Annotated in this window: 20 protein-coding genes; 17 read left to right on the top strand and 3 right to left on the bottom strand. The window is 52.7% G+C overall.

From position 1 onward, the window contains the following. Both VMT62_00540 and VMT62_00535 read left to right on the top strand, forming a co-directional pair. A partial coding sequence (locus VMT62_00540) for a PD-(D/E)XK nuclease family protein (protein ID HVN94893.1) occupies positions 1-616 on the top strand: 616 nt, incomplete at its 5' end. A gap of 225 nt (positions 617-841) precedes the next feature. Further along, a complete protein-coding gene (locus tag VMT62_00535) occupies positions 842-1,036 on the top strand; it encodes a DUF5668 domain-containing protein (protein HVN94892.1) in 195 nt (64 codons plus the stop codon). Positions 1,037-1,055: 19 nt separating this feature from the next. Here the strand turns inward: VMT62_00535 and VMT62_00530 are convergent, their stop codons facing one another. After that, complete coding sequence (locus VMT62_00530; protein HVN94891.1) at positions 1,056-2,108, bottom strand: metallophosphoesterase; 1,053 nt, start codon at positions 2,106-2,108, stop codon at positions 1,056-1,058. A gap of 208 nt (positions 2,109-2,316) precedes the next feature. Then, positions 2,317-3,105, bottom strand: coding sequence for an undecaprenyl-diphosphate phosphatase (locus VMT62_00525; protein ID HVN94890.1), 789 nt, complete (start codon positions 3,103-3,105; stop codon positions 2,317-2,319). A gap of 403 nt (positions 3,106-3,508) precedes the next feature. Between VMT62_00525 and VMT62_00520 the strand changes: the two genes are divergently transcribed. The 15 genes from VMT62_00520 (at position 3,509) to VMT62_00450 (ending at position 20,462) form a co-directional block, all read left to right on the top strand. Beyond that, entirely contained in the window at positions 3,509-4,195 is a 687-nt protein-coding gene (locus VMT62_00520; GenBank protein ID HVN94889.1) for an ABC transporter ATP-binding protein, read from the top strand. Beyond that, complete coding sequence (locus VMT62_00515; protein ID HVN94888.1) at positions 4,192-5,430, top strand: FtsX-like permease family protein; 1,239 nt, start codon at positions 4,192-4,194, stop codon at positions 5,428-5,430. The genes VMT62_00520 and VMT62_00515 overlap by 4 nt, the downstream gene beginning before the upstream one ends. A gap of 89 nt (positions 5,431-5,519) precedes the next feature. Beyond that, on the top strand, positions 5,520-6,284 hold the full coding sequence (locus VMT62_00510; protein HVN94887.1) for an outer membrane lipoprotein-sorting protein: 765 nt from the start codon (positions 5,520-5,522) through the stop codon (positions 6,282-6,284). 10 nt (positions 6,285-6,294) lie between these two features. Then, a complete protein-coding gene (locus tag VMT62_00505) occupies positions 6,295-7,650 on the top strand; it encodes a hypothetical protein (GenBank protein ID HVN94886.1) in 1,356 nt (451 codons plus the stop codon). Positions 7,651-7,675: 25 nt separating this feature from the next. After that, on the top strand, positions 7,676-8,722 hold the full coding sequence (locus VMT62_00500; GenBank protein HVN94885.1) for a histidine kinase: 1,047 nt from the start codon (positions 7,676-7,678) through the stop codon (positions 8,720-8,722). Further along, on the top strand, positions 8,712-9,476 hold the full coding sequence (locus VMT62_00495) for a LytTR family DNA-binding domain-containing protein (protein ID HVN94884.1): 765 nt from the start codon (positions 8,712-8,714) through the stop codon (positions 9,474-9,476). Before VMT62_00500 ends, VMT62_00495 begins: the two co-directional genes overlap by 11 nt. A 224-nt stretch (positions 9,477-9,700) precedes the next feature. After that, positions 9,701-11,095, top strand: coding sequence for an MATE family efflux transporter (locus VMT62_00490; GenBank protein HVN94883.1), 1,395 nt, complete (start codon positions 9,701-9,703; stop codon positions 11,093-11,095). A gap of 193 nt (positions 11,096-11,288) precedes the next feature. Next, on the top strand, positions 11,289-12,227 hold the full coding sequence (locus VMT62_00485) for an MCP four helix bundle domain-containing protein (protein HVN94882.1): 939 nt from the start codon (positions 11,289-11,291) through the stop codon (positions 12,225-12,227). A 189-nt stretch (positions 12,228-12,416) separates the two neighbouring features. Further along, the gene (locus VMT62_00480; GenBank protein HVN94881.1) at positions 12,417-13,064 is read left to right on the top strand and encodes a lactate utilization protein; all 648 of its coding nucleotides are present in this window, start codon (positions 12,417-12,419) and stop codon (positions 13,062-13,064) included. Between the two features lie 164 nt (positions 13,065-13,228). Continuing rightward, positions 13,229-14,830: an ATP-binding protein gene (locus tag VMT62_00475; GenBank protein ID HVN94880.1), complete on the top strand. Its 1,602-nt coding sequence runs from the start codon at positions 13,229-13,231 to the stop codon at positions 14,828-14,830. Continuing rightward, positions 14,820-15,512 (top strand): response regulator, encoded by a 693-nt coding sequence (locus VMT62_00470; protein ID HVN94879.1) that lies wholly within the window; start codon positions 14,820-14,822, stop codon positions 15,510-15,512. The genes VMT62_00475 and VMT62_00470 overlap by 11 nt, the downstream gene beginning before the upstream one ends. Before the next feature lie 294 nt (positions 15,513-15,806). Next, complete coding sequence (kdpA, locus tag VMT62_00465) at positions 15,807-17,510, top strand: potassium-transporting ATPase subunit KdpA (protein HVN94878.1); 1,704 nt, start codon at positions 15,807-15,809, stop codon at positions 17,508-17,510. Between the two features lie 14 nt (positions 17,511-17,524). After that, on the top strand, positions 17,525-19,561 hold the full coding sequence (gene kdpB, locus VMT62_00460; protein ID HVN94877.1) for a potassium-transporting ATPase subunit KdpB: 2,037 nt from the start codon (positions 17,525-17,527) through the stop codon (positions 19,559-19,561). 11 nt (positions 19,562-19,572) lie between these two features. Beyond that, on the top strand, positions 19,573-20,166 hold the full coding sequence (gene kdpC / locus VMT62_00455; GenBank protein ID HVN94876.1) for a potassium-transporting ATPase subunit KdpC: 594 nt from the start codon (positions 19,573-19,575) through the stop codon (positions 20,164-20,166). Next, positions 20,163-20,462 (top strand): hypothetical protein, encoded by a 300-nt coding sequence (locus tag VMT62_00450; GenBank protein HVN94875.1) that lies wholly within the window; start codon positions 20,163-20,165, stop codon positions 20,460-20,462. Before kdpC ends, VMT62_00450 begins: the two co-directional genes overlap by 4 nt. Positions 20,463-20,504: 42 nt before the next feature. Here VMT62_00450 and VMT62_00445 read toward each other — a convergent pair. Continuing rightward, positions 20,505-21,819, bottom strand: a 1,315-nt coding sequence (locus tag VMT62_00445) for a DUF4118 domain-containing protein (protein HVN94874.1), incomplete at its 5' end; no start/stop codon positions are given.

The raw sequence follows: 21,819 nt of genomic DNA, 5'->3' as shown, positions 1-21,819 counted from the left end.
AAGGGTCACTGAGAGACAGTTTGAATTGAGACAGACAAGTGGTGATTACTATCTCTTCAAGAAACTCTCGGCTTTCAAATTGGAAAGCTTTCTTAAGAAGAACGTGGACCAGGCTGAAGAGCCTTTCGTTATCAAGAGCCTTGAAATGAAGGTCGAAGAAATCATGGATGTGGGCGCGCATCCGATAAGAATAAAGGGCAGGATCGATAGAATCGATTATGGCCAGCAAACAGGCGTATATACGATCATGGACTACAAAACGGGCGGGGCCAAACAATACTCGCAGAACATTGTGAAGCGGACCGATTTTCAATCCATGCAATCGATCCATGAAGAGGTGAACTCCTTTCAGCTTCCCCTCTATGTGTATCTCTTCGCGAAGTGCTTTTCCATCCCTCTCGAAAAGACCGAGGCGAGCCTCATACTGCTCAGAAATAACGAAAGGGAGGACTTGTTCGGCGGGCTTGCGCTGGAAGAAAAGCAGATCCTCTTCTCATCTTATATGGATGGTGTGGCTACGGTGATTAAGGACATACTTGATCCGGCAAAACCATTTGCTCCCTTTGACGCGGACTCCTGCAAGACCTGCGAATTCAGCGGGCTTTGCCATATGTGAAGGTAGCAGTGCTCTTCGGGCTTTGGCCGCCTCTTGCCCGGGGCGAAACTTTTTTTGGTGCTTGCCAGTACGATAATGACTATCACGATCCACCCGGCTCCCGCCATTGTTCATCTGTCGCCCTACTCTTCCTTTTGTCGGTTGCCTCTTTCTCAAGAAGCCCGTTTAAGATAGAATGACTGGAGCACATGAAGTGCACGTGAAACCATTTTAAGGAGGAATATTATGAGATCAAGACGCGGATTGGGAGCCTACATACTTATCATCCTCGGCGGAATTTTTCTGCTCTACAATTTCGGTTTACTGCCGCACCCGCTTTTTGCTCAGTGGTGGCCATTGATCCTCATCTTCGTCGGCGTTCTGTCGCTGATGCGCCGAGCATCCCGCAATGACCGGAAGGACGAAGAAAGAAAGGAATGACGCAGCTGCCCCGCGCCCTCTACGTGAGATGCAAAAGAGTGATCTCTGCAGGAACTCCGAGCCTCACCGGGGTAAACGTTGTACCTATTCCGCGGCTCACATAGAGACTCGCCCTGCCCATCCGATACAAACCTTCCGGGTAGGGCGTGATAAAATGCGCCGGGCTGATCGATACATAGGGCAGACTCACCTTGATTTGTCCTCCGTGGTAATGGCCTGCAAGGGTCAGGACAATCCCACGCTCGGCAGCCTGCGGGAAAATTTCGGGATGGTGCGTCAGAAGAAGCGTGGGGATATTGTGATCAAGTCCCTCGAGGGCCCTCGCAAGGGATGGCTGTCCACTTCTTAAGTCGTCGATGCCGGCCACCGCAAAAGATCTGCCCTGTACCTGGATGACCTTATGGGCATTGACCAGAAGCGGTACGTCGTACTTCTTGAAAACGGCCTCGATTTCACGTAATCTCCCATACCAATTCTCGTGATTACCGAGGGTAGCGAAGGTACCATATCTCGTTTTCACCCTCACAATCTCTTCCAGGCACTCAGGCAAAAAGGCTATCGAGTCCGAGATGAAATCACCGGTCAACACAAACAGATCCGGTTTAAGCGTTATCACCGTGTCCATGTAGCGCCGTATGTCTTCTCTCACCATGTAAACACCGGCATGGATATCGGTGATCTGAACCACCCGCATAGGGTATCCGAAAGGCAGGGTCAGCTCCATGACGTGGCCCTTCCTTTCCACGTACGCCGCGCCATATCCGGACATGACGAAGGGCGCCGCGGCAAGCGCAACTGACGAGGCTTTGAGAAACCTTCTGCGCCCCGGATCAGGAGCCGTTTTGCTTTTCACGCTCACGTAAACGATCATTTTGATTAAACCACCGACCAAGTGGACCGAGCCAAGAACCAGAGCGGAAGAGAGAGAACCAAAAATCCAGACCGCGGGGAGATAAAAGACAAAAGTGCGTATCTCCCACGATGGGTTCACCCAGGCAAGGTGGTGTCTAAAGAGCGTGCGCAGATTGACAACGCAGATAAGGACCATGATGAGACCCAGTAGAACTAACACCCCATGCACCAGGGGTCGCCGTCGGTCTGAGCACAGGATTATTCTCCGGATATACAAAAAAAGATATACCTGGGCCAATATCACAGCAGCGAGTATAGCAAAACGAAATATGCCGAAATGTAACCCGTGAGCCATAGCGCTCATCTACTACAGAACAGGGCGTCAGGGTGTCTTCGTGCGTGCCGGTATGATCTCGTATGAGCCTCCCCTACTTTAACAATGCAACCGCAATGACCAGTATGCCGAGCATTAATCGATACAGGGCAAAGGGCAGAAAACTCTTGGTTCTTACGTATCGAAGCAAGAAACCGATGCTCAACAAACCGGAGAGACAGGAAACAATCATACCGACCATGAATTCACCGGTTATCATTGACGAGTGAGAAAGAATGGTTGGCAACTTAACCATGGCCGCTCCGAAAATAATGGGGGTGGAAAGCAAAAATGAGAACCTCGCCGCCGTCTCTCTGGTGGTCCCCACGAGTAATCCCGTCATCATGGTAATCCCCGAGCGGGAGACGCCCGGTATGATGGCGAGGACCTGGGCCAGGCCGATGAGCAGGCTCTTACCCAGGGTAATGTGCTTGAGATCGATCTTCTTATTCGGTTTCTGGTCCGCCCAATAGAGAAAAAAACCCATGAGCATGAGAGGCACGGCAATGAGAAGGGGGCTCCTGAACACGGTCTCCGCCTTCTTTTCCAGGAGAAATCCCCCGATGGCGCCGGGAACGCTCGCCGCGACAATATACCAGAACAGACGTCCCTCACTGCTGCGGATGTCAGTAAAACCTTTGGCCAGAAGACGCACCCAGTCTTTCCAGAAATAGATAACCACCGCCACGAGGGTACCCACATGGAGGGCCACATCGAAGGTGAGCCCCGGGTCCGTCCACCGAAAAAACCAGGGAACCAGGATGAGGTGCGCCGAGCTCGATATGGGCAGGAATTCCCCCAAACCTTGAACCAATCCATATACCACAGCCTGCAAGATAGTCACATTTCTCTCCTTGTATAGATAGACTCTGCGATTTGCATTATATCAGTTCGGCGCCGAATAATAAACCGGGAAAAGCCTGGGTAGTGGGTCAGTTTGGTTTTTCAGACTGACCCACTACCAAAGCCTGGCAGATAGTTAAGCCGGGAATTCCTTTCACGCTTATTGTCTCCCTTTTATCGCCCCATGGATCAGTTCGTCGCCATATCGTTTTGTACGCGAGATCTTTGGGATACAATGGCTCTATGAAGAGAAACAAAGGATGGCCCACGATGCATAAAACATACGGCACATCTCACTACGCATCAGGACTATTCACAGGTCTTGCCCGCGCCGGGCAATCACATCATGACCAAAAAGAACGGTACGCAAGCATAGCTCACAATCTCAGAAAGGAGGATGAATCATGCCCCTTATTCGAATGAAACACATCAAGAAGGACTATTTCCTCGGTGAGACAACGGTACATGCCCTTCGGGGGATCGATCTGACGATCGACAAGGGAGAGTTCGTCGGCATATGGGGCCCGTCAGGTTCCGGCAAGACCACGCTGCTAAATCTCATCGGCGCCATCGATGAGCCGACACACGGAGATCTGGCAATTGCCGAAAGGGACGTTCGCACCCTTTCGGATAATCAGAGGAGCGATCTCCGAAACGAGACGATCGGCTACGTGTTCCAGGGGTTTAACCTTGTTCCCGTTCTTTCAGCTTTAGAGAACGTCATGCTTCCTCTTCAAATTCAGGGCGTCTGCCTCGGTGAGGCGAAAACAAGAGCATTACACAGACTCGAAGAGGTGGGCTTGAGTGAATTCGTGGGCCATCGCCCCTCCAAGATGTCAGGCGGGCAGCAGCAGAGGGTGGCCATCGCCAGGGCCCTCGTAAACAATCCTTTGCTGGTCATCGCCGACGAACCCACGGCAAATTTGGACTCCGAAACCGCACGCATGATCATTTCCATCATGCGCGACTTGAATGAAAAAGACCAGATCACCTTTATCTTCTCTACCCACGATCAACGGTTGCTTGATCGGGTAAAAAGGCTCGTCCGTCTCGAGGACGGCCAAATCATTGATGGAGGTATTGAGTCATGATACGATGGATGATACTTGCTATTCGGAATATTCTCAGAAATAAGCGTCGCTCCCTGGTGACGCTTCTCGCTATAGGCGTGGGTTTTGCGGCTATCAGCCTGTTTCGCGGCTATGTGAGCAACACCTATCAGGGTTTACAGACGTCGGCCATCCGGGGAGAGGGTTTAGGCCACCTCACCATCTATAAAGCGGGTTGGCTTGACAAGGGTAAGCTCGATCCCGAGCGGTATATGTTCTCCAGAGAAGAAATACAGAAAGTCACAAAGCTCACCACCGACGAGAAGGATGTCGTTCTGGCAACGCCCGAGATTAGTGTGAGCGGCATCGTCACCAACGGAACCGTGTCCACAATCTTTCTGGCGCAGGGCGTTATCCCCGAGGACGATAAAGTCATTAAGGGGGCCTGGGCAGCTTTCAGGCCCATCAAGGGCAAAACGCTGAACGATAATAAGACGTACGGCATTGAGATGGCACAGGATCTGTCCAAGCTTCTGAATCTCACACCGGGCAAGGACGGGGTTGTCATGACCCCTACGCTTTCCGGTCAGATGAACGCCATGGATATCCAGGTCTCCGGTGTGTACGATTCGGGCTCGGACGCGACCAATGACAAGTACATGCGTTTCACCTACGACTTCGCCCAATCTCTTCTTAACACACAGATGGCGGAGAAGATTGTGGTTCTGCTCGATGATACGAAAAAGACCGAGGGCATGCGAAACCTGCTCTCAGCTAAGATGAAAAAGTCCGGCATTGACTGTGAGATAAAAACCTGGAACGAGCTGTCATTATTTTACTCAAAGGTACGGGGCATGTTCGACATGATGTTCCTTTTCATCTTCTCCATCGTGCTCGTCATCGTTGTTATGAGCACCGTAAATACTATGGGTATGGCGGTTCTGGAAAGGACAAGGGAAATAGGGACATTGAGGGCGCTCGGCCTAAAAAGGAGGGGTGTGTCGTTGCTCTTCGCTATGGAGGGCGGACTCCTCGGCTTTATCGGCAGCTTGATCGGAGTCGTGCTGCACGTCGGAGGATGGGCGGCAATACGCGCCCTTTCGCCCACGTACACCCCTCCGGGCAGTTCGACGCCGGTGCCTTTGACTGTCAGCTTTGTACCGCAAACCCTCCTCGTATTGATTCTCTGTCTTATCGTGCTTTCACTCACGGCTGCCATCATTCCGGCGCGGCGGGCAGCGCGACAAAACGTGGTGGACGCACTGGGCCATGTGTAACGAAACATTGTTGATGGACGGGTCGGCATGGATGCTATGCGAGAGTCCAAACAAGAAAGATACAACGGATCAAAGGAGGTATAATGATTATGAATAATCAATCTGCGGCAAGATATTTGATGGTTCTCGGCTTTGTCATGATGTTCTTTCTCAGTCCACCCGCTCCCCGGGCCCACGCAGCCCTGACTCCGCAGGAGATCCTCAAGAAAGCAGATGAGGCCCGGGGCAACGCCGAAGGGGTCGAGTGGGAGATCCTAATCGAATCCATCGAGGCCGGTCGAGAACAACAGAGGACCATTAGAGTCACGGCAAGAAATTTCAATTCCCTGGCGGAATTTCTCGCGCCCCCGAACGTCAAGGGTCAGAAGATCCTGATGCTGGACCGCAACATGTGGTTCGCCAAGCCGGGACTTTCCAAGCCGGTGCCCATTTCCCCCAGACAGAAACTCATGGGCGGTGCCGCCAATGGAGACATAGCGTCGACAAACTACGCAGGCGATTATAAAATCGTCCATGCTTCCGAGGAGACTTTCGCCGGCGAACCCTGTTACCTCTTCGACTTGAGCGCCATCGATAACAGGGCCACCTATGACAAGATAAAGTACTGGATATCAAAGGAACGGCTCGTGGGGCTTAAGGCCGAATTCTATACGGTTTCGGGAAAGATGTTTAAGACAGCCGTATTTGAATACAAGAACAGTATCGTCATCGATGGAAGCCCGCGGGAATTCATTTCCAAGATGATCATTACGAGCGCCATCATAAAGGAAGACGTGACGACCATGGACTATCGCAAGGTGTCGATCAAGAAGGTACCCGACTCCACGTTCAATTTAAACCTCCTGACAAGATAGGAGAACGGGAATGGGCCGCCGTGTGACAACAAGAAAATATATCCTCTTCACCATAATCCTATGCGTGTTTGTCTCAGGATTGTGGTCCGATCGGACGGCGGCAGACGAGACCAAGACATCATCTGAGGCGCCGGTCACGAAGATCCTGGCAGAACGCTTCTCAATGGATTTCCGGACCCTCGCCTATGGCACCGTTCAAGAGCCGGCCGCCTCAAGCCAGAACCCGGGTAACAGTTTTCTGCAAATACCGCGCTATCTCGGCGATCTGGAGCTACGGCCTGACCTGCGTTTCAGCGCGGACCCGCTGGATTTGAGCGCTAAACCGAGGATGCGGCTTGAATTGAGCGACTGGAATTCCGGTATCCGCGATGGCGATACCGACTGGGATAACGACTGGTATGTGAATGAGTGGCTCGCCCGGTTAAAGATGCGTGAGAACCTCTTTCTCTCTTACGGACGCGAAAATCTGCAATGGGGGCCTTCATTTCTGTTTTCCCCATCCAATCCTTTCTTTCCTGACAACGGCCGGCGTAATCCCTATCTTGAGGTGCCCGGCATGGATTTCGCTCGCCTGGTCTTTTTGCCTGCAAGTTTCTGGACTGTCTCGCTTATCGCTAATACGGATGAAGGGCGAAACAAAATTACCGGCCCCGCACCTTTCGAGAAGACCTACTCCCTCAAAGTCGACTATACGGGCCGCGAGAACTATGCTTCCACTATCTTCTCTCACCGGCAGGACTCAGGCAAGAATTCGCTCGGATTTTTCGGAGGATGGACTGTATCAGATGCGGTACTACTTTATGCCGAAGGTGCCCTCACGCAAGGCAGCAAGGCACTCTATCCTCAGAAAGACTATTCTCCTCTCGGCGCTTCCCTTCAACCGATCTATCAGAGTAATCATGCGCTCACCCCCGTTATCCTCATAGGTGGCTCCTATACCTTCGAATCAAAGGGCACGCTCACCCTGGAATACGCTCACAACGGAGCCGGATTGAGCGATGCACAGGCAGACCGGTATTACATTTTACGACAGGCAGCCGCCAATCAGTTTGGCGGCGGACCCCTCTCGGGGCTGGCCGCCATGTCTCTCGGTCAGGCGGCTGACACGGGACTTAAGTTCCTGCGCAGAAATTATGCCCTCCTCCAGTATACCCAGAACAATATCATGAACAACATCGATCTCACGCTGCGCTTAACCCAGAACCTTGACGACGGCTCTTGTCAATTGACCCCGCTTGTGACATACTCTCTGGGTAACCATCTGGAATTGTTTTCCGTGAGCACGCTCGATGGCGGGAACAAAAATACGGAGTTTGGCAGCATTCTCGATTATCAACTGATGATGGGGGTTAAATATACCTTCTAAATGGAAATGATCCGGTGAAACGACCATGGAAAAGATAATAGTACACCACGATGCGAAACATGTGCTGATGGATTTGCTCTATACAGTCATCATCTGTTTTATCATTGCTGGGCTGCTGACCGTGACGGGTGAAAATCCGTTTCGCGTGAACCTGGTAATGTCTCTCTGTTTCGGCTTCTCTGTCTGTTTGACCACTATGCTCATGCTCGAGATCTTCAAGCCGGAAAGACGGGCCACCCTATTCTTCGTATTCGCGATCGGCATCACGGTCGGAATGACGATCGGTCTTGTCATCGGCGCTTTTGCGCTTAATCGGTTATATTCCATCACGCTCAAAGTGCCTGACAAGGATTTAGTTGCCACCATCGTCTCTGCCATTACCATAACGAGCGTAGTCGCCTACTTCTTTTATTCCAAAGCGCGACTCAAAAGCACCAGACGCATCATTGAGGAAGAGCGGGTCAATCGACTCTTGAGCGAGAAAGAGGCCCTCGAAGCAAGACTCAGGCTGCTTCAGGCCCAGATTGAACCCCATTTTCTCTTCAATACGCTTTCCAACGTGTTAAGCCTTGTAGACACGGACCCGGCAAAAGGCAAATCCATGCTCACCGATTTGATTCGATACCTCCGCACCTCTCTGTCGAGGACCCTTCCCGAGACCACAACCCTGAGTCAGGAGATGGAGATGATCAGGTCATATCTGAACATACAAAAGATCAGGATGGACGAGCGACTCAGCTTCACCATCGAATTTCCCGATGCCTTGGGACAACAGCCCTTTCCTCCCATGCTCATCCAACCCATCGTGGAGAACGCCATAAAACACGGTCTTGAACCCACAATAGATGGAGGAACCGTGGCTGTCAGAGCAACAAAGCAGGATGGCCGTATCAGGATTGAAGTGGTGGACACGGGCATGGGATTCTCGGCTTATCAGAAAAATGGGGTCGGCATAGCGAACGTGAAAGAGCGTTTGAAATTGCTCTTTGGAGAAAACGGCCGCTTCACTCTGGAAGAAAACAAACCAACGGGTGTGCGAGCTGTGATCGAGGTACCCGAACATGACGTATAAGGCCATCATCGCCGATGATGAAAAGGAATTACGCACATATCTCAAATCTCTGCTTGGGGAGATCTGGCCCGAGCTTGCTATATGCGGGGAGGCAAAGAACGGGAAAGAGGCGCTTGCTTTAATTGAAACCGAGCGCCCACAGATTGCCTTCCTTGACATCAGGATGCCGGGCGTAAGCGGCATGGATGTGGCGAGTCAGATTGCCGGCCTCTGTCGCATCGTATTTGTCACGGCTTTTGATCAGTACGCGGTAGAAGCATTTGAACGAGAGGCCGTGGATTACTTGTTGAAGCCCGTCTCGAAAGACCGGCTGATTCAGACAGTAACACGCCTCAAAAGCCAGCTCGATGCTTCCTCTGAACCGCCAAAAGAGCTGGCCCACGTCGTAGAGGAGCTTCTTTTGAAGCTTAACGGCGGGGTAGCGCCGGAGTTTCTCCGCTGGATCAGGACTCAGCACAAGGAGAGTGTGCGGCTCATACCGGTAGAAGAAGTGGACTACTTCAGGGCCGAGGATAAGTACACCATCGTCATGACGAAACAGGGTGAATCACTCATCAAGAAGAGTATCAAGGAACTGGCGGCGGAGCTTGATCCCAACCAGTTCTGGCAGATACACCGGGGCATCATCGTGAACGTATCCAGGATAGACAGGGTAAGCCGTTCGCTTACCGGGCGGGGAACGTTAAAGCTCAAAGAGAGGCCCGAACTGCTTACGGTGAGCCGCAATTATCTTCATCTCTTCAAACAGATGTAAGTCGTTCTCCCGGTGCAACACACCATGCTTTATCCGTAAGAAGGCTGCCTGTCGATTGGACGGCACGGATCGCCATGCGGCGATCGGCTTTAAAGCTTCGGAAAGCAATCTGTCCGACATAGGACGCAAAAAAGATTGAGCACGGGATAGCAATCGGTCAAGCAAAAAGCCCTTTGAATTTGTGCGGCAATATAGTATTTTGTCCGCAGTATTAAGGAGAACGGATGGAAAAGAAATTCGGAACCGATATGACCGTGGGCAGCATCCCTCGGCACCTTTTGCGCTTTTCAATCCCTATGCTTGTAGGGAACCTCATCCAGATCGGTTACAGCATTGTGAATACTATATGGGTGGGACACCTCGTGGGAGAAGACGCCGTGGGCGCCGTGGGGGTCAGCTTCCCTGTCTTTTTCACTCTGATCGGGCTGGCTATGGGTATATCCATGGCATCCACCATACTCATCTCGCAGTATTACGGGGCAAAACACTATAAGATGGTTGAGAAAGCGGTAGATAATTCGTTTGCCCTGGCACTCATTATAGGATGCGTCTTGACCGTCGCCGCCATACTGTCGAGCGATTTCCTTCTTAAGATGATGGATACGCCTCAGGAGAATTTCGCCATGGCATCGAGCTATCTCAAAATAACGCTTGCCGGCTTCATACTCTTTTACCTGGGACTTCTCATAAACTCCATACTCCGGGGCATCGGTGACACCGTGACGCCGCTCATGTTCATGTCCGTCGGGATCGGGATTAACGCGGTGCTTGATCCTTTTCTCATCGGCGGTTTCGGCCCTTTCGTGAGCCACGGGCTTAACGGGGCAGCTTACGCCACGCTGATATCGCAGGCCATAGCAGTGGGGATCAGTATCTTATATCTCAATCGGAAAGGCCATTTTGTGGCGTTCAATCTGAGAAGGCTCGCGCTGGATAAGCACATCACTGCGCTCCTCTTTCGAATCGGCCTCCCCTCAATCGTGCAGCAATCCTTGATCTCCATCAGCAGCATGTTCGTCTCGACGTTCGTGAACTCCTTCGGCAGCGCAGCCACGAATGCTTTCGGGGCAGTAGTACGGGTTGATATGTTCGCCTTCATGCCCGCCATGTCCATGAGCATGGCGGTAGCCGCACTCACGGGACAGAACTTGGGCGCTCACAGGCCGCAACGGGTAAAAGACATATTCAGGTGGGGTGTGGTCATGACCTCCTGCATCACCGTTCTCATATCGGTAACGGTTGTCTTGCTTTCGAGAATCATACTGATCATGTTCGGCCTGGGAGACGACGCAAAGGTCATGGGCATCGGCATCAGCTATCTGCATATTGTAGGCTCCTGTTACATTTTCTTCGGCATCATGTTCATATCGAACGGCGTGATAAACGGCGCGGGGCATACCATTATAACCATGACGTTTTCACTGTTATCGCTCTGGCTTGTGCGGGTACCCCTTTCGTGGTATTTGTCAAAGACAAGTCTCGGGATCAGGGGTATATGGGCGGCGGTCGCCCTTAGCTTCCTTGTAACCATGGCGGTCAGCCTCACCTATTATTTGTCGGGACGATGGAAGAAATCTGTCATTATCAAGGCGCCCGCGCCTGTGCAGTACGTGGAGTAAGCCCTCGCAGTGCAATTTTGTCACACACCGGGTAGGAAGCGAGCGCTCAACTCAATTGTGGAGAAGATGTTCTTTCGAACTTCCATGAAGGAGTCATATTGCATGCTGCATCTACGCGTGCTATCTTGTCATAAGTGACAATCGAATAGTGTGGGAACATGGTACAACTTATCTCTCACACGACGGAGGAAAGATGACAATCAGGCCGAGCATTAAGGAGCTTTTCTGGATGGTTCCCGGGGCAATCATCATGCTTCTCTTCGTTCTTGTGGCCGCTCATTTCCACAAAGAACATAATCCGGTGAAAGAACTGGCTCAAAAAGCAAGGCTGGTTGATCTGGTCGGCCGCATGCGGTTTGGCGTTTCGTCCGCCTCCGAGGCGGAGAAGAGCGCCGTTATGGCTATTACAGACAAAGACTCAATAACCTTTGCCGATCAAGCCAGGCGCGCCACCGAAGAGGTAGAGCGACAACGCGAGGAATTGGAGCGGCTTCTCAAAACGAATCTTAAGCAGAATGAGGCGGATCTGTTCACCCAATTCTCGCAGGCTTTTACAGAATTCCAACGCATCGATAAGGACCTCTTGACGCTTGCGGTGAAGAATTCAAACCTCAAGGCCTATGATTTGGCCTACGGTCCCGCACACGAGGCCGTAGGCGAGATGATTACAGCGCTTTCTCACGTGGTGACGACAAATGGGGGTGCAGCAGAGGCGAACAAAATCATGCGTCTCGCCACGGTCGCTGAGATCAGCGCACTCCGGATTGAAACCCTCCTCGCACCGCACATCTCGGAAGAAAGCAACGAGAAGATGAACAGGATGGAGGCCTCGATGAGTAAAGAAGACGAACGGGTCTTAAGCGCCTTGAGCGGATTAAAGGAGACCCCGGGGCTTATCGACGAAGCCGATCTCGCGAAAGCGCGATCAAGTTATGGCCGGTTTGGTGAAATCAGGCATAAAATCCTGGCGCTCTCACGAGAAAACACTAATGTCCGTTCACTTGAGATCTCGCTGAATGAAAAGCGCAAGATAACCCTTTTGTGCGAGGATACACTCAAGGCTTTAAAAGACGCCATCGAAGAAGAGCCCGTTCGAGGCGTCACCTACGGTCGTCCTGAACGGCCCCGGTAAACGGCCGAGCCCGGTTTAGGCTCCGTTTGTCAGGCGTCAAGTAGGTCCTTCCGCCAAATTGTCGGATCTGCGCCGTTTTCTCGAAGTGCAGGAATCGGTCGCATTATCGCTTAATGGTTTATTTCCTCACGCGGATGATTCGTGATATGAATATGGTGTAGCGGACCCATAGGAACAACAGGAGGTGTGATGATGGAAAGCGAGTTTCATCCGTGGTTTCATGATCTTCAAGCGGCAAGAACGGTCGCGGCGTTAAAGAAAAATAACTTTGATGCGCACTGGGTTACTGATATGAAAACTCTTCTGGAATCCATTTTCAATATGATCCCGGAGGGTGCGACGGTGGGTGTGGGAGGCTCAGTCACGCTTAATCAGATCGGCTTCTTCGAAGCCGCTGAGGAACGTCAGATCAAGGTCCTCAACCCCTCCCTCCAAAAACTCTCCATGGAGGATTTTATAGGTGAGCGCAGACAGATTCTGACTGCCGACGTTTTCTTAAGCAGCGCAAATGCCATTACCGAAGACGGTATGATTTTCAACATCGACGGCACGGGGAACCGGGTCGCCTCAATGATGTTCGGTCCAAAAAAGGTGATTCTCGTGTGCGGCATCAATAAGGTGGTGAAAGATGCGAACTCGGCGTACAAGAAGGTGAGGGAGTTCACAGCGCCTATGAATGCCAGGAGGATCGGGCTCAAGACTCCCTGTGCTGAAACGGGGGTTTGTGTCGATTGTGCGTCGCCACAGCGGATATGCAACATCTTCGTTACCATGGCTAAAAGGCCGGTTCGTACCGACATGACTGTGTTCCTGGTCAACGAACGTCTCGGGTTCTGAAGAGGGAAATTGGCCTGCGATAGAACTTAAAAAGGCGGTCAAATATCTGTCACGCTGTTTAAGATATACACCCTCAGCCGCGTTTGAAAACAGTTGCACATGTGAACGGGTAGAAAACACTGCTTGTGACATGGTATACTTGACTTCACCACGGCCATAAAGCGATGAATATAGACCCGATCGGCAGCGGCGAGCGAGACCCAGAGATAGACAAAGAATCTGTATGGATTCGACGGTCCTTTGTGCACTACGGAGGAGCGCTTTTAGCGGTCATCTTCACAACTTTCATCGGCAAGCTTCTTGCCCCTTATTTTGACCTCATCAATATCGCGATTTTGTATCTCCTGCCGGTACTCGTCGCCGCCGTGCGATGGGGCCGCAGGCCTTCCTTTTTCGCTGCGGGCTTGAGCGTATTCGCTTTCGATTTTTTCTTCGTACCTCCTGTCTTCAGCCTCAGCGTTCATGACATGCGCCACTTTTTCATCTTTGCCATGTTTCTCATCGTGGCCATCGTTACCGGCACAATGGCAACAAGACTTCGTACCGAACTTGCAAAGACTCAGGAGAGGGAATTAAGGACCCTTGCACTGTATGATTTGAGCCGAAAGATCGCAGCGGAAAGCGATCTGCAACGGGTATTACAAATGGTCGTACAAAAGGTGGCCGAGAGCGTGAGCGGTGAGGTTGTCATGCTTGTCCGCAGCGTCGATACAGATGCGCTCCTTGAAGTGGCGGCTTATCCGGCGCATGATAGACTCTTTGACGACAAAGAACAGGCGGTCACGCGCTGGGTCATGGGGCATGGGGAGAAGGCCGGCAAGGGAACGGAGGTGCTCTCTGCAGCAGAGTGGCTCTTCTTTCCCGTCAAAGCGGAAGATAAGACCCTTGCCGCCCTCGCCGTCAAGACGAAACCGGCGGAAAGAGCTCTCACCTCTGAGCAACTTCAGCTTATTGAGGCATTTTCCAATCTTGCTGCTGTGGCTATTATCCGGGTCAACCTCGCACACGAGGCCGAGCAAGCTAAGTGGCTTTCGGAATCAGAGAAGCTCCACGCGGCGCTCCTCAATTCGATCTCGCACGACCTGCGTACGCCTCTTGCCGCGATCACAGGCGCGGTCACGAGTCTTATTTGCAAGGAAACAGCATACAACGCAAACACAGAGAAGACGCTGCTCCATACCATAAACCAGGGCGCCCAGCGTCTCAACCGTCTTGTGGGGAATCTGCTCGATATGGTCCGCTTGGAGAGTGGTATACTCAAGCTCAATACCCAGTGGTGTGATGTCGAGGACGTTGTGGGTGTGGCATTAAGGGAGATGAAGGACATGCTTCAACCTCATCCGTTGGACGTGAAGATACCCCAGGGTCTTCCTCTGGTAAAGGCCGATTTCGGCCTTGTTGAACATGTGCTCATGAATCTTCTCGAAAACGCAGTCAAGTATTCCCCCGAAGGGGGCACGATCTCTGTCGCCGCTCGATACGCAGAGGGTTTGCTCTATGTCTCAATCGCCGACCGCGGCCCCACAATTCCTCACCCCGAAAGGGAACGGGTTTTTGACAAGTTCTACCGCCTCAATTCCGCTAAAAAGACAAGCGGAACAGGCATGGGTTTATCAATCTGCAAGGGGATTGTCGAGGCCCACGGCGGCAAGATATGGGTTGACCCTTCCTACGACACAGGCACTCAGTTTGTCTTCTTTCTACCCGTGCCGGAACAACCGGGACCTCTGTCCGATACCCGGGAGGAGGTATCCCATGCTCTCTGAGGGCGCGCGTATTCTGGTTATTGATGATGAGAAACAGATACGGCTGATGTTAAAGATGGCGCTTGCCGGTTATGGATACGAGGTGGCCGAGGCGGCCTCAGCGCAGGAAGGTTTAAACCAGACCGCGATCTTCCATCCCGATCTTATTATACTCGATCTCGGCCTACCCGATCAGAGCGGCGTGGAGGTCATCAAAAGGCTCCGTGAGTGGACCAGGACGCCCATCATTGTTCTCTCGGTGCGCGAAGACGAAGAGGATAAGATTGGGGCACTCGATGTGGGCGCCGACGATTACGTCACCAAGCCTTTCAACATGGGAGAGCTTCTCGCCAGGCTTCGTGTGGCCTTACGCCATGTAGCCAAATCCGAAGATGAGCCGGTGCTATCCCTGGGCAGACTCACTATAGATTTGGCCCGTCGTCTCGTGCTTTTAGACGGCGAAGAGGTGAAGCTCACGCCCACAGAATACGAAATCCTCAAATACCTGGCCTTACAGACCGGTCGCGTTGTCACCCACAGGCAGCTCTTGCGTGCGATATGGGGGCCCAATTATCAGGACCAAACCCAATACCTGCGCGTCTACGTGGCTCAGCTCAGGCGTAAAATCGAGACCGATCCGTCGCAGCCCGTATATATCATAACGGAACCGGGCGTCGGCTATCGCCTGATAGCCCACGAGTGATTGCAAACATCTTAAACCCCTTAATCCAACATTCTCGATTTCATCGTACGTTTCGATCTCAGCCGGAAAGATAAAATAGGCGAGAATAGATGCGCCACGATCCCCCAGAACCGCTCCGCAGTGGATTTGATTATGCGCCCACGGACGGGCGTAAAGAAACACATACACTATAGCGTGAAATCCTGATCTTTATGTTTTCTTTATGCCTTGCGCCGATCTTTTAACGCCAAATTTATACCCAATCAGATAATAATGTTTACATTGTTGAAGGATGGCACAGGGAGGTAGCGTTCTATGGCCACAGACATATCATTCATTATAATCTTTCTTGTCGTTCTCGTACTCCTGGCCGTGCCCATGGGCAGCTACATGGCGAGTGTCTTCTCCGGAAGACCCACCTTTATGACACCGCTCGTTCGCCCTCTCGAACGTCTGATCTTGAGACTTTGCATGGTGCAGGAATCCGAGGACATGTCATGGAGGCAGTACGCCTTCGCTTTTCTCATCTTCAACGGCATCGGTTTTGTGGCCCTATTCGTCCTGCAGCTCGCCCAGGGGCATCTGCCTCTCAACCCCATGGACTTCGGCGCAGTACGCTGGGACACGGCGCTCAATACAGCCGTTTCGTTTGTTACCAACACAAACTGGCAGGCCTACGGCGGGGAGACGACTATGAGTTATCTGACCCAGATGCTCGGAATGACTGTGCAGAACTTTGTCTCCTCCGCAGTGGGCGTAGCGGTTCTGTTGCCGCTCGTCCGGGCCTTCACCTATAAATTGAAGGAGACTATCGGCAACTTCTGGGTCGATATGACCCGGGTCGTGCTCTACGTGCTTCTCCCCTTAAGCATTATTTTCGCATTCCTCCTTGTGTCCCAGGGTGTTGTACAGAGCTTTCATCCTTACGTAAAGGCTGAGACACTTAAAGGGGCCGAACAGGTCATAGCCGTGGGCCCCGCGGCCTCGCAGATCGCCATCAAACAGCTTGGCTCCAACGGCGGCGGTTTCTTCAACGCAAATTCGGCCCATCCCTTCGAAAACCCGACTCCCATCTCCAACGCATTGGAACTTTTTGCCATTCTTCTCATACCGGCAGCCTTGCCTTTTACTTTCGGCAGGATGGTAAATAACCGGCAACAGGGCCTGGCTATTTTTGTCGCGATGATGGTGCTTTTCTTGGTGGGTCTTTGTGGCGTGCTCGCGGCCGAGTGGAGCACAAACCCGCTCCTTTTAAAAGCCGGCATCAAAGACGGGATCAATATGGAGGGTAAGGAGGTCCGCTTCGGTGTCACTCAGTCGGCTCTCTGGGCTGAGACTACAACCGTCACATCCAACGGGTCGGTCAATAGCATGCACGACAGCGCCATGCCGCTCGCCGGCCTTATCTGTATGTTCAACATGGCCATAGGCGAGGTCATTTTTGGTGGCGTGGGTGTGGGCCTCATCGGTATGCTCATGTACGCTATTCTCGCCATGTTTCTCGCCGGACTCATGATCGGCCGCACACCGGAGTTTCTCGGAAAAAAACTCGAATCGTATGAAATGATCATGGCTGTGATCGTGATCGTGGCCCCTGCCATTGCGTCGCTCATCTTCGCCGCCATAGCCGTGACCACGAAAACGGGGCTCGCGAGCCTTGGTAACGCTGGACCGCATGGCCTCTCCGAGATACTCTATGCCTTCTTCTCCGCTGCGGGCAATAACGGTTCGGCTTTTGCCGGCCTCAATGCTAATACAGTCTTTTATAACCTTACCTTGAGCTTCGTCATGATCGTGGGGCGGTTCATGACCATTCTCCCGGCCCTCGCCGTCGCAGGCTCTCTGGCCCGGAAGAAAATAGTGCCGGCCACAACCGCTACATTCCCCACAGCGAGCCCGCTCTTTGCCGGTTTGCTCGTGAGCGTGGTCGTCGTCGTAGGGGCCCTTACGTTCTTTCCCGCTCTGGTGCTCGGACCTTTTCTTGAGCATCTCATGATTCTTGCCGGTCACACATTCTGAGGAGGAAATCCGCCGTGGAAAATCAAAAAACTAGCTTCTGGAAACCCGGCCTCATGCGTTCCTCCATTAAAGGCTCTTTTTTGAGGCTCGATCCCAGGACCCTGTGGCGCAATCCCGTTATGTTCGTGGTGGAAATAGTCTCGGTCATCACCACGATCATATCGATCAGCGATCTTGTACACAGCGGCCCATTCGGGTTCAGCGTTCATATCAGCATATGGCTCTGGTTCACGGTGCTCTTTGCCAATTTCGCCGAAGCCCTAGCAGAAGGGCGCGGAAAAGCGCAGGCGGAGACGCTGCGACGGGCCAGGAGCGAGGCCCACGCCAAACGGATAGGATCGGACGGAACACCTGAAACCATTCCTGCCCTTTCCCTGCGCAAGGACGATTGCGTGATCGTAGAAGACAATGATCCGGTGCCGAGCGATGGAGAGATCGTGGAAGGCGTGGCCCTGGTCGATGAATCGGCCGTGACCGGTGAATCCGCCCCGGTTATTCGGGAGGCAAAAGGAGACCGCAGTGGTGTCACAGGGGGCACGCGTGTCTTGTCCGGACGCATTACCGTGCGCATAACGGCAAATCCAGGTGAGACCTTTCTTGATCATATGATCTCCATGGTGGAAAGCGCAAAGCGACAAAAGACACCCAACGAGCGCGCCCTCGAAATACTCCTCGTGGGACTCACGGTGCTCTTTCTCGTGGTCGTCGCTACCCTTTCGCCTTTTGCAGCGTATACGGGTGTTGGCACCACGGTGCCTGTGCTTGTGGCCCTCCTCGTGTGCCTCATACCGACAACAATCGGCGGTCTGCTGCCTGCTATAGGTATCGCCGGCATGGACCGGCTCATCCGGCACAATGTGATCGCACTCTCGGGCAGGGCTGTAGAGGCCTCTGGCGATGTCAACGTGGTACTCCTCGACAAAACCGGAACTATCACACTGGGAAACCGTATGGCCGCCGATTTCATCACCGCTTCGGGCATCTCGGGTGAGGAGTTGATGGAAGCCGCTCTTCTGGCCTCGCTGGCAGATGAGACGCCGGAAGGCAGGAGCATCGTGGCCTTAGCCAAACACCATTTGAGCGTCCACGGTCGCGACATCAAGACCGCCTCGGGGGCCGTCTTCATTCCGTTTACTCCTGAACTAAGAATGAGCGGCATCACCTGGGATGGAAGGGAAATTCGCAAGGGTGCCGCAGATGCGGTCTTTCAGTTCGTGGTCGAGAAAGGCGGGGCGGTGCCGGAAAGCGTGGCTATGTCTGTGGACCGCATCGGCCGCGAGGGCGGGACCCCTCTTGTGGTAGCCGATTCCGCAAAGGCACTCGGTGTCATCTATCTCAAAGATATGCTCAAGGAAGGTATCAAGGAACGGCTCCATCAGCTTCGCCTCCTCGGTATTCGGTCAATCATGATCACCGGCGATAATCCGCTCACAGCCGCCGCCATAGCGGCCGAGGCAGGCATTGACGATTTCGTTGCCCAGGCCCGCCCTGAGGAAAAATTGAAGCTCATTCGCACGTATCAGGCGGAAGGCAATCTCGTCGCTATGATCGGAGACGGTACCAATGACGCGCCGGCACTCGCCCAGGCCGATGTGGCCGTTGCCATGAACGCGGGCACACAGGCGTCCCGGGAGGCAGCAAATATGGTGGACCTCGACTCGAATCCGACCAAGCTCCTGGATATCGTCGAGATCGGAAAACAGATCCTCATGACACGTGGAGCACTCACCACCTTCAGTGTGGCTAATGACGTGGCCAAATATTTCGCCATCATCCCCGCCATCTTCGTTAGCGCCTTCCCTGTGCTCGGCCTGCTCAACATTATGAGGCTCGCAACGCCTGCCAGTGCGATCCTTTCAGCCATAATATTCAATGCCATAATCATCCCCATGCTCATACCCTTATCGCTCAAGGGCATCAAGTACCGTCCTACCACGGCTATGAACCTTTTGACGAGAAACCTCGTGATCTACGGCGTGGGCGGACTCATTTTGCCCTTCATAGGCATCAAACTCATCGATCTCGCGATCATGCTTTTGCATCTCGCTTAAGGAGGCGTGCCATGAAATATCTCATTCGCTCTGTGCTCACCTTCATCGTGATGTCCGTTTTAACAGGACTTGTTTATCCCTTCATCGTAAGCGGCATATCGAATCTCACGATGAACTATCAGGCGCAGGGTAGCCTCATCAGGTCAAATGACAGAATAGTGGGAAGCAGACTCATCGGCCAGGATTTTTCCGGCCCGGCCTATTTTCATGGGCGTCCCTCAGCGCTCCCCAAACCCTATGACGCAAGTAATTCCGGAGGCAGCAACGCGGGACCGTCGAATAGCTCATTCCTTAAAGACGTGACAGCCAGGGTAGCGTCGCTTCGCACAGAGAATGGTCTTGAAAGCGCTACGCCCCTGCCTGCCGACCTCGTCCTCGCTTCGGCAAGCGGACTTGATCCCCACATCAGTGTACAGTCAGCCCTCGTTCAAAAGGCGCGAGTGGCGAGAGAACGTGGTCTTTCGGGCGAAATCGTGGAGAAGACCATTGAGCGTGTGGCGCAGAAGCAATATTTCTGGGCAGATACAATGGTCAATGTTTTGGAACTGAACCTTGCCATGGATAACCTTTCCAAAAAAACCGATGCTCACGGAGGAAACAAATGAACCGTTTCAAACTATCCAGCCTCCTGGCCGTTCTCTTAGCGACAATAGCCGTTCTCTGCGTGGCAACGCTCTTCATTGTTTTCCCCGCTAGAACCCAAACGAACGGAAGGGAACGGGGGGCTTTTCCGGACTGTCAGCAGGAATGTCTTTATCGGCATACGCATCAAATACGGAATATTGAGGATGACTATGCAAACACCCACAACAAGCTCACTTTCCAAGATGAGGTGGAGAAGGCGGTGGCGCAATACTCTTCGTGCATAGAGAATTGCAGGCAACCGTATCCTGTTAAGTAGTTCTCTTGCGGGCAGTCCTACCCCCCCAACGTCGGCACGACCCTATACATGTATCCAACGCACGGCGCCGAGCGATGACAGCCCCGATATGGCGCTCAGTATTCTGCGCTGGTCCAAAAGTAGCCCCTTATATGAATGGCTAATGCCTATGACACCGACCGTCTCTTCCTGAGTTTTCATGGGCACAAAACAGACCTTGACATCGGCTAAGGTCTGAGTGCCGGCGCCGGCAATCTCTCCATGCCGGTAGGTCCATTCGGCCACGGCAATTTCGTGGGGGCTCAAGTTTGTATCCGGTCTGCTCTTTGCCCACACCTGAAGTGCGCCGTCCTTCCGGCTGAAGAGTACGAAGGCCGGCACATCCGTCACCTTCGTGATGTACTTGATCAGAATATGACTGATGTCGTCGAGCACAGTTGTGCGTAACAGAGGAAGAATATTCTTCAGGTCCGTCGGGTTCTCCGTAAACCCGTCCACGAGTTGCTCCACTGGGGGCATCATGAGAAGTTCCTTGCTCATCTCTTCGATGAGGGAGATCCGCTCCACACGAAGTTGCAGGGAACGGTTCTGCTGTCTGGTTATCTTGACGAGATGGCCCACGACCACGGAGGTGAAAAAGAATACCACCACATTAACCACATCGTAGGTGTGATACATACTGAAGCTAAAACGGGGCTCCACGAAGAAGTAGTCAAAAATCAAGAGGCTCACTATGGACGCGAATAAGGAGGGCATCATGCCGAAGAAAAGCGCGCTCGCTATGGTTGCAACGAGATAGAGAAATACGAGCGTCCTCGGATGGATAACCGTCTGGAGAAAAAAGTTGAGACCGGTAATGGCGGCAATCATGACGAGCGGGACCGCGTAGGCTTTAGGGTGAAAAGCAAACACCCTCGTGTCAGGCCTTACCACCACTTCTTTCTTGGTAACCATGGGGGTCACGAGGTGGATTTCGCAATCAGTCTTCGCCTGGAGCAAGCGATCAATGGGGGATTCTTTCCAAAATCTGGATAGGGGAGACCTTAACGGTTTTCCGATGACGATATGGGTGATACTCTTCTCCCCGGCAAAACGGAGTATTTCATCGGCGATATCAGTTCCGGTCAGGGTTAGAGTCTTTGCGCCCAGTTCTTCAGCCAGATTCAGGGCATTTGCCAGATATCCCTTTTCCGCCTCCGATGGCTCTTTGAGGGACGGCGCATTCACATAGACGGCATACCAATCGGCATGCGTATCGTGCGCGATATTATAGGCGCGGCGCAGCAATTGCTCGGCGTACTGGTTGGGTGCAATGCAGACTACAAGCCTCTCTCCCGCGGGCCAGATACCTGTGATCGCCTTGGCCTTCATATAATTG

Source organism: Syntrophorhabdaceae bacterium (genome assembly GCA_035541755.1).
Lineage (GTDB): Bacteria > Desulfobacterota > Syntrophorhabdia > Syntrophorhabdales > Syntrophorhabdaceae > PNOF01.
This window is presented reverse-complemented; position numbering and strand designations above follow the sequence as displayed.

What these genes read in the sequence shown, in the direction of transcription:
- VMT62_00480 (HVN94881.1), top strand. Translation starts at nt 12,417, where the DNA reads ATGATGGAAAGCGAGTTTCATCCGTGGTTTCATGATCTTCAAGCGGCA.
- VMT62_00475 (HVN94880.1), top strand. Translation starts at nt 13,229, where the DNA reads ATGAATATAGACCCGATCGGCAGCGGCGAGCGAGACCCAGAGATAGAC.
- VMT62_00450 (HVN94875.1), top strand. Translation starts at nt 20,163, where the DNA reads ATGAACCGTTTCAAACTATCCAGCCTCCTGGCCGTTCTCTTAGCGACA.
- VMT62_00485 (HVN94882.1), top strand. Translation starts at nt 11,289, where the DNA reads ATGACAATCAGGCCGAGCATTAAGGAGCTTTTCTGGATGGTTCCCGGG.
- kdpC (HVN94876.1), top strand. Translation starts at nt 19,573, where the DNA reads ATGAAATATCTCATTCGCTCTGTGCTCACCTTCATCGTGATGTCCGTT.
- VMT62_00515 (HVN94888.1), top strand. Translation starts at nt 4,192, where the DNA reads ATGATACGATGGATGATACTTGCTATTCGGAATATTCTCAGAAATAAG.
- VMT62_00520 (HVN94889.1), top strand. Translation starts at nt 3,509, where the DNA reads ATGCCCCTTATTCGAATGAAACACATCAAGAAGGACTATTTCCTCGGT.
- VMT62_00500 (HVN94885.1), top strand. Translation starts at nt 7,676, where the DNA reads ATGGAAAAGATAATAGTACACCACGATGCGAAACATGTGCTGATGGAT.
- kdpA (HVN94878.1), top strand. Translation starts at nt 15,807, where the DNA reads ATGGCCACAGACATATCATTCATTATAATCTTTCTTGTCGTTCTCGTA.
- VMT62_00490 (HVN94883.1), top strand. Translation starts at nt 9,701, where the DNA reads ATGGAAAAGAAATTCGGAACCGATATGACCGTGGGCAGCATCCCTCGG.
- VMT62_00505 (HVN94886.1), top strand. Translation starts at nt 6,295, where the DNA reads ATGGGCCGCCGTGTGACAACAAGAAAATATATCCTCTTCACCATAATC.
- VMT62_00510 (HVN94887.1), top strand. Translation starts at nt 5,520, where the DNA reads ATGAATAATCAATCTGCGGCAAGATATTTGATGGTTCTCGGCTTTGTC.
- VMT62_00470 (HVN94879.1), top strand. Translation starts at nt 14,820, where the DNA reads ATGCTCTCTGAGGGCGCGCGTATTCTGGTTATTGATGATGAGAAACAG.
- VMT62_00495 (HVN94884.1), top strand. Translation starts at nt 8,712, where the DNA reads ATGACGTATAAGGCCATCATCGCCGATGATGAAAAGGAATTACGCACA.
- VMT62_00535 (HVN94892.1), top strand. Translation starts at nt 842, where the DNA reads ATGAGATCAAGACGCGGATTGGGAGCCTACATACTTATCATCCTCGGC.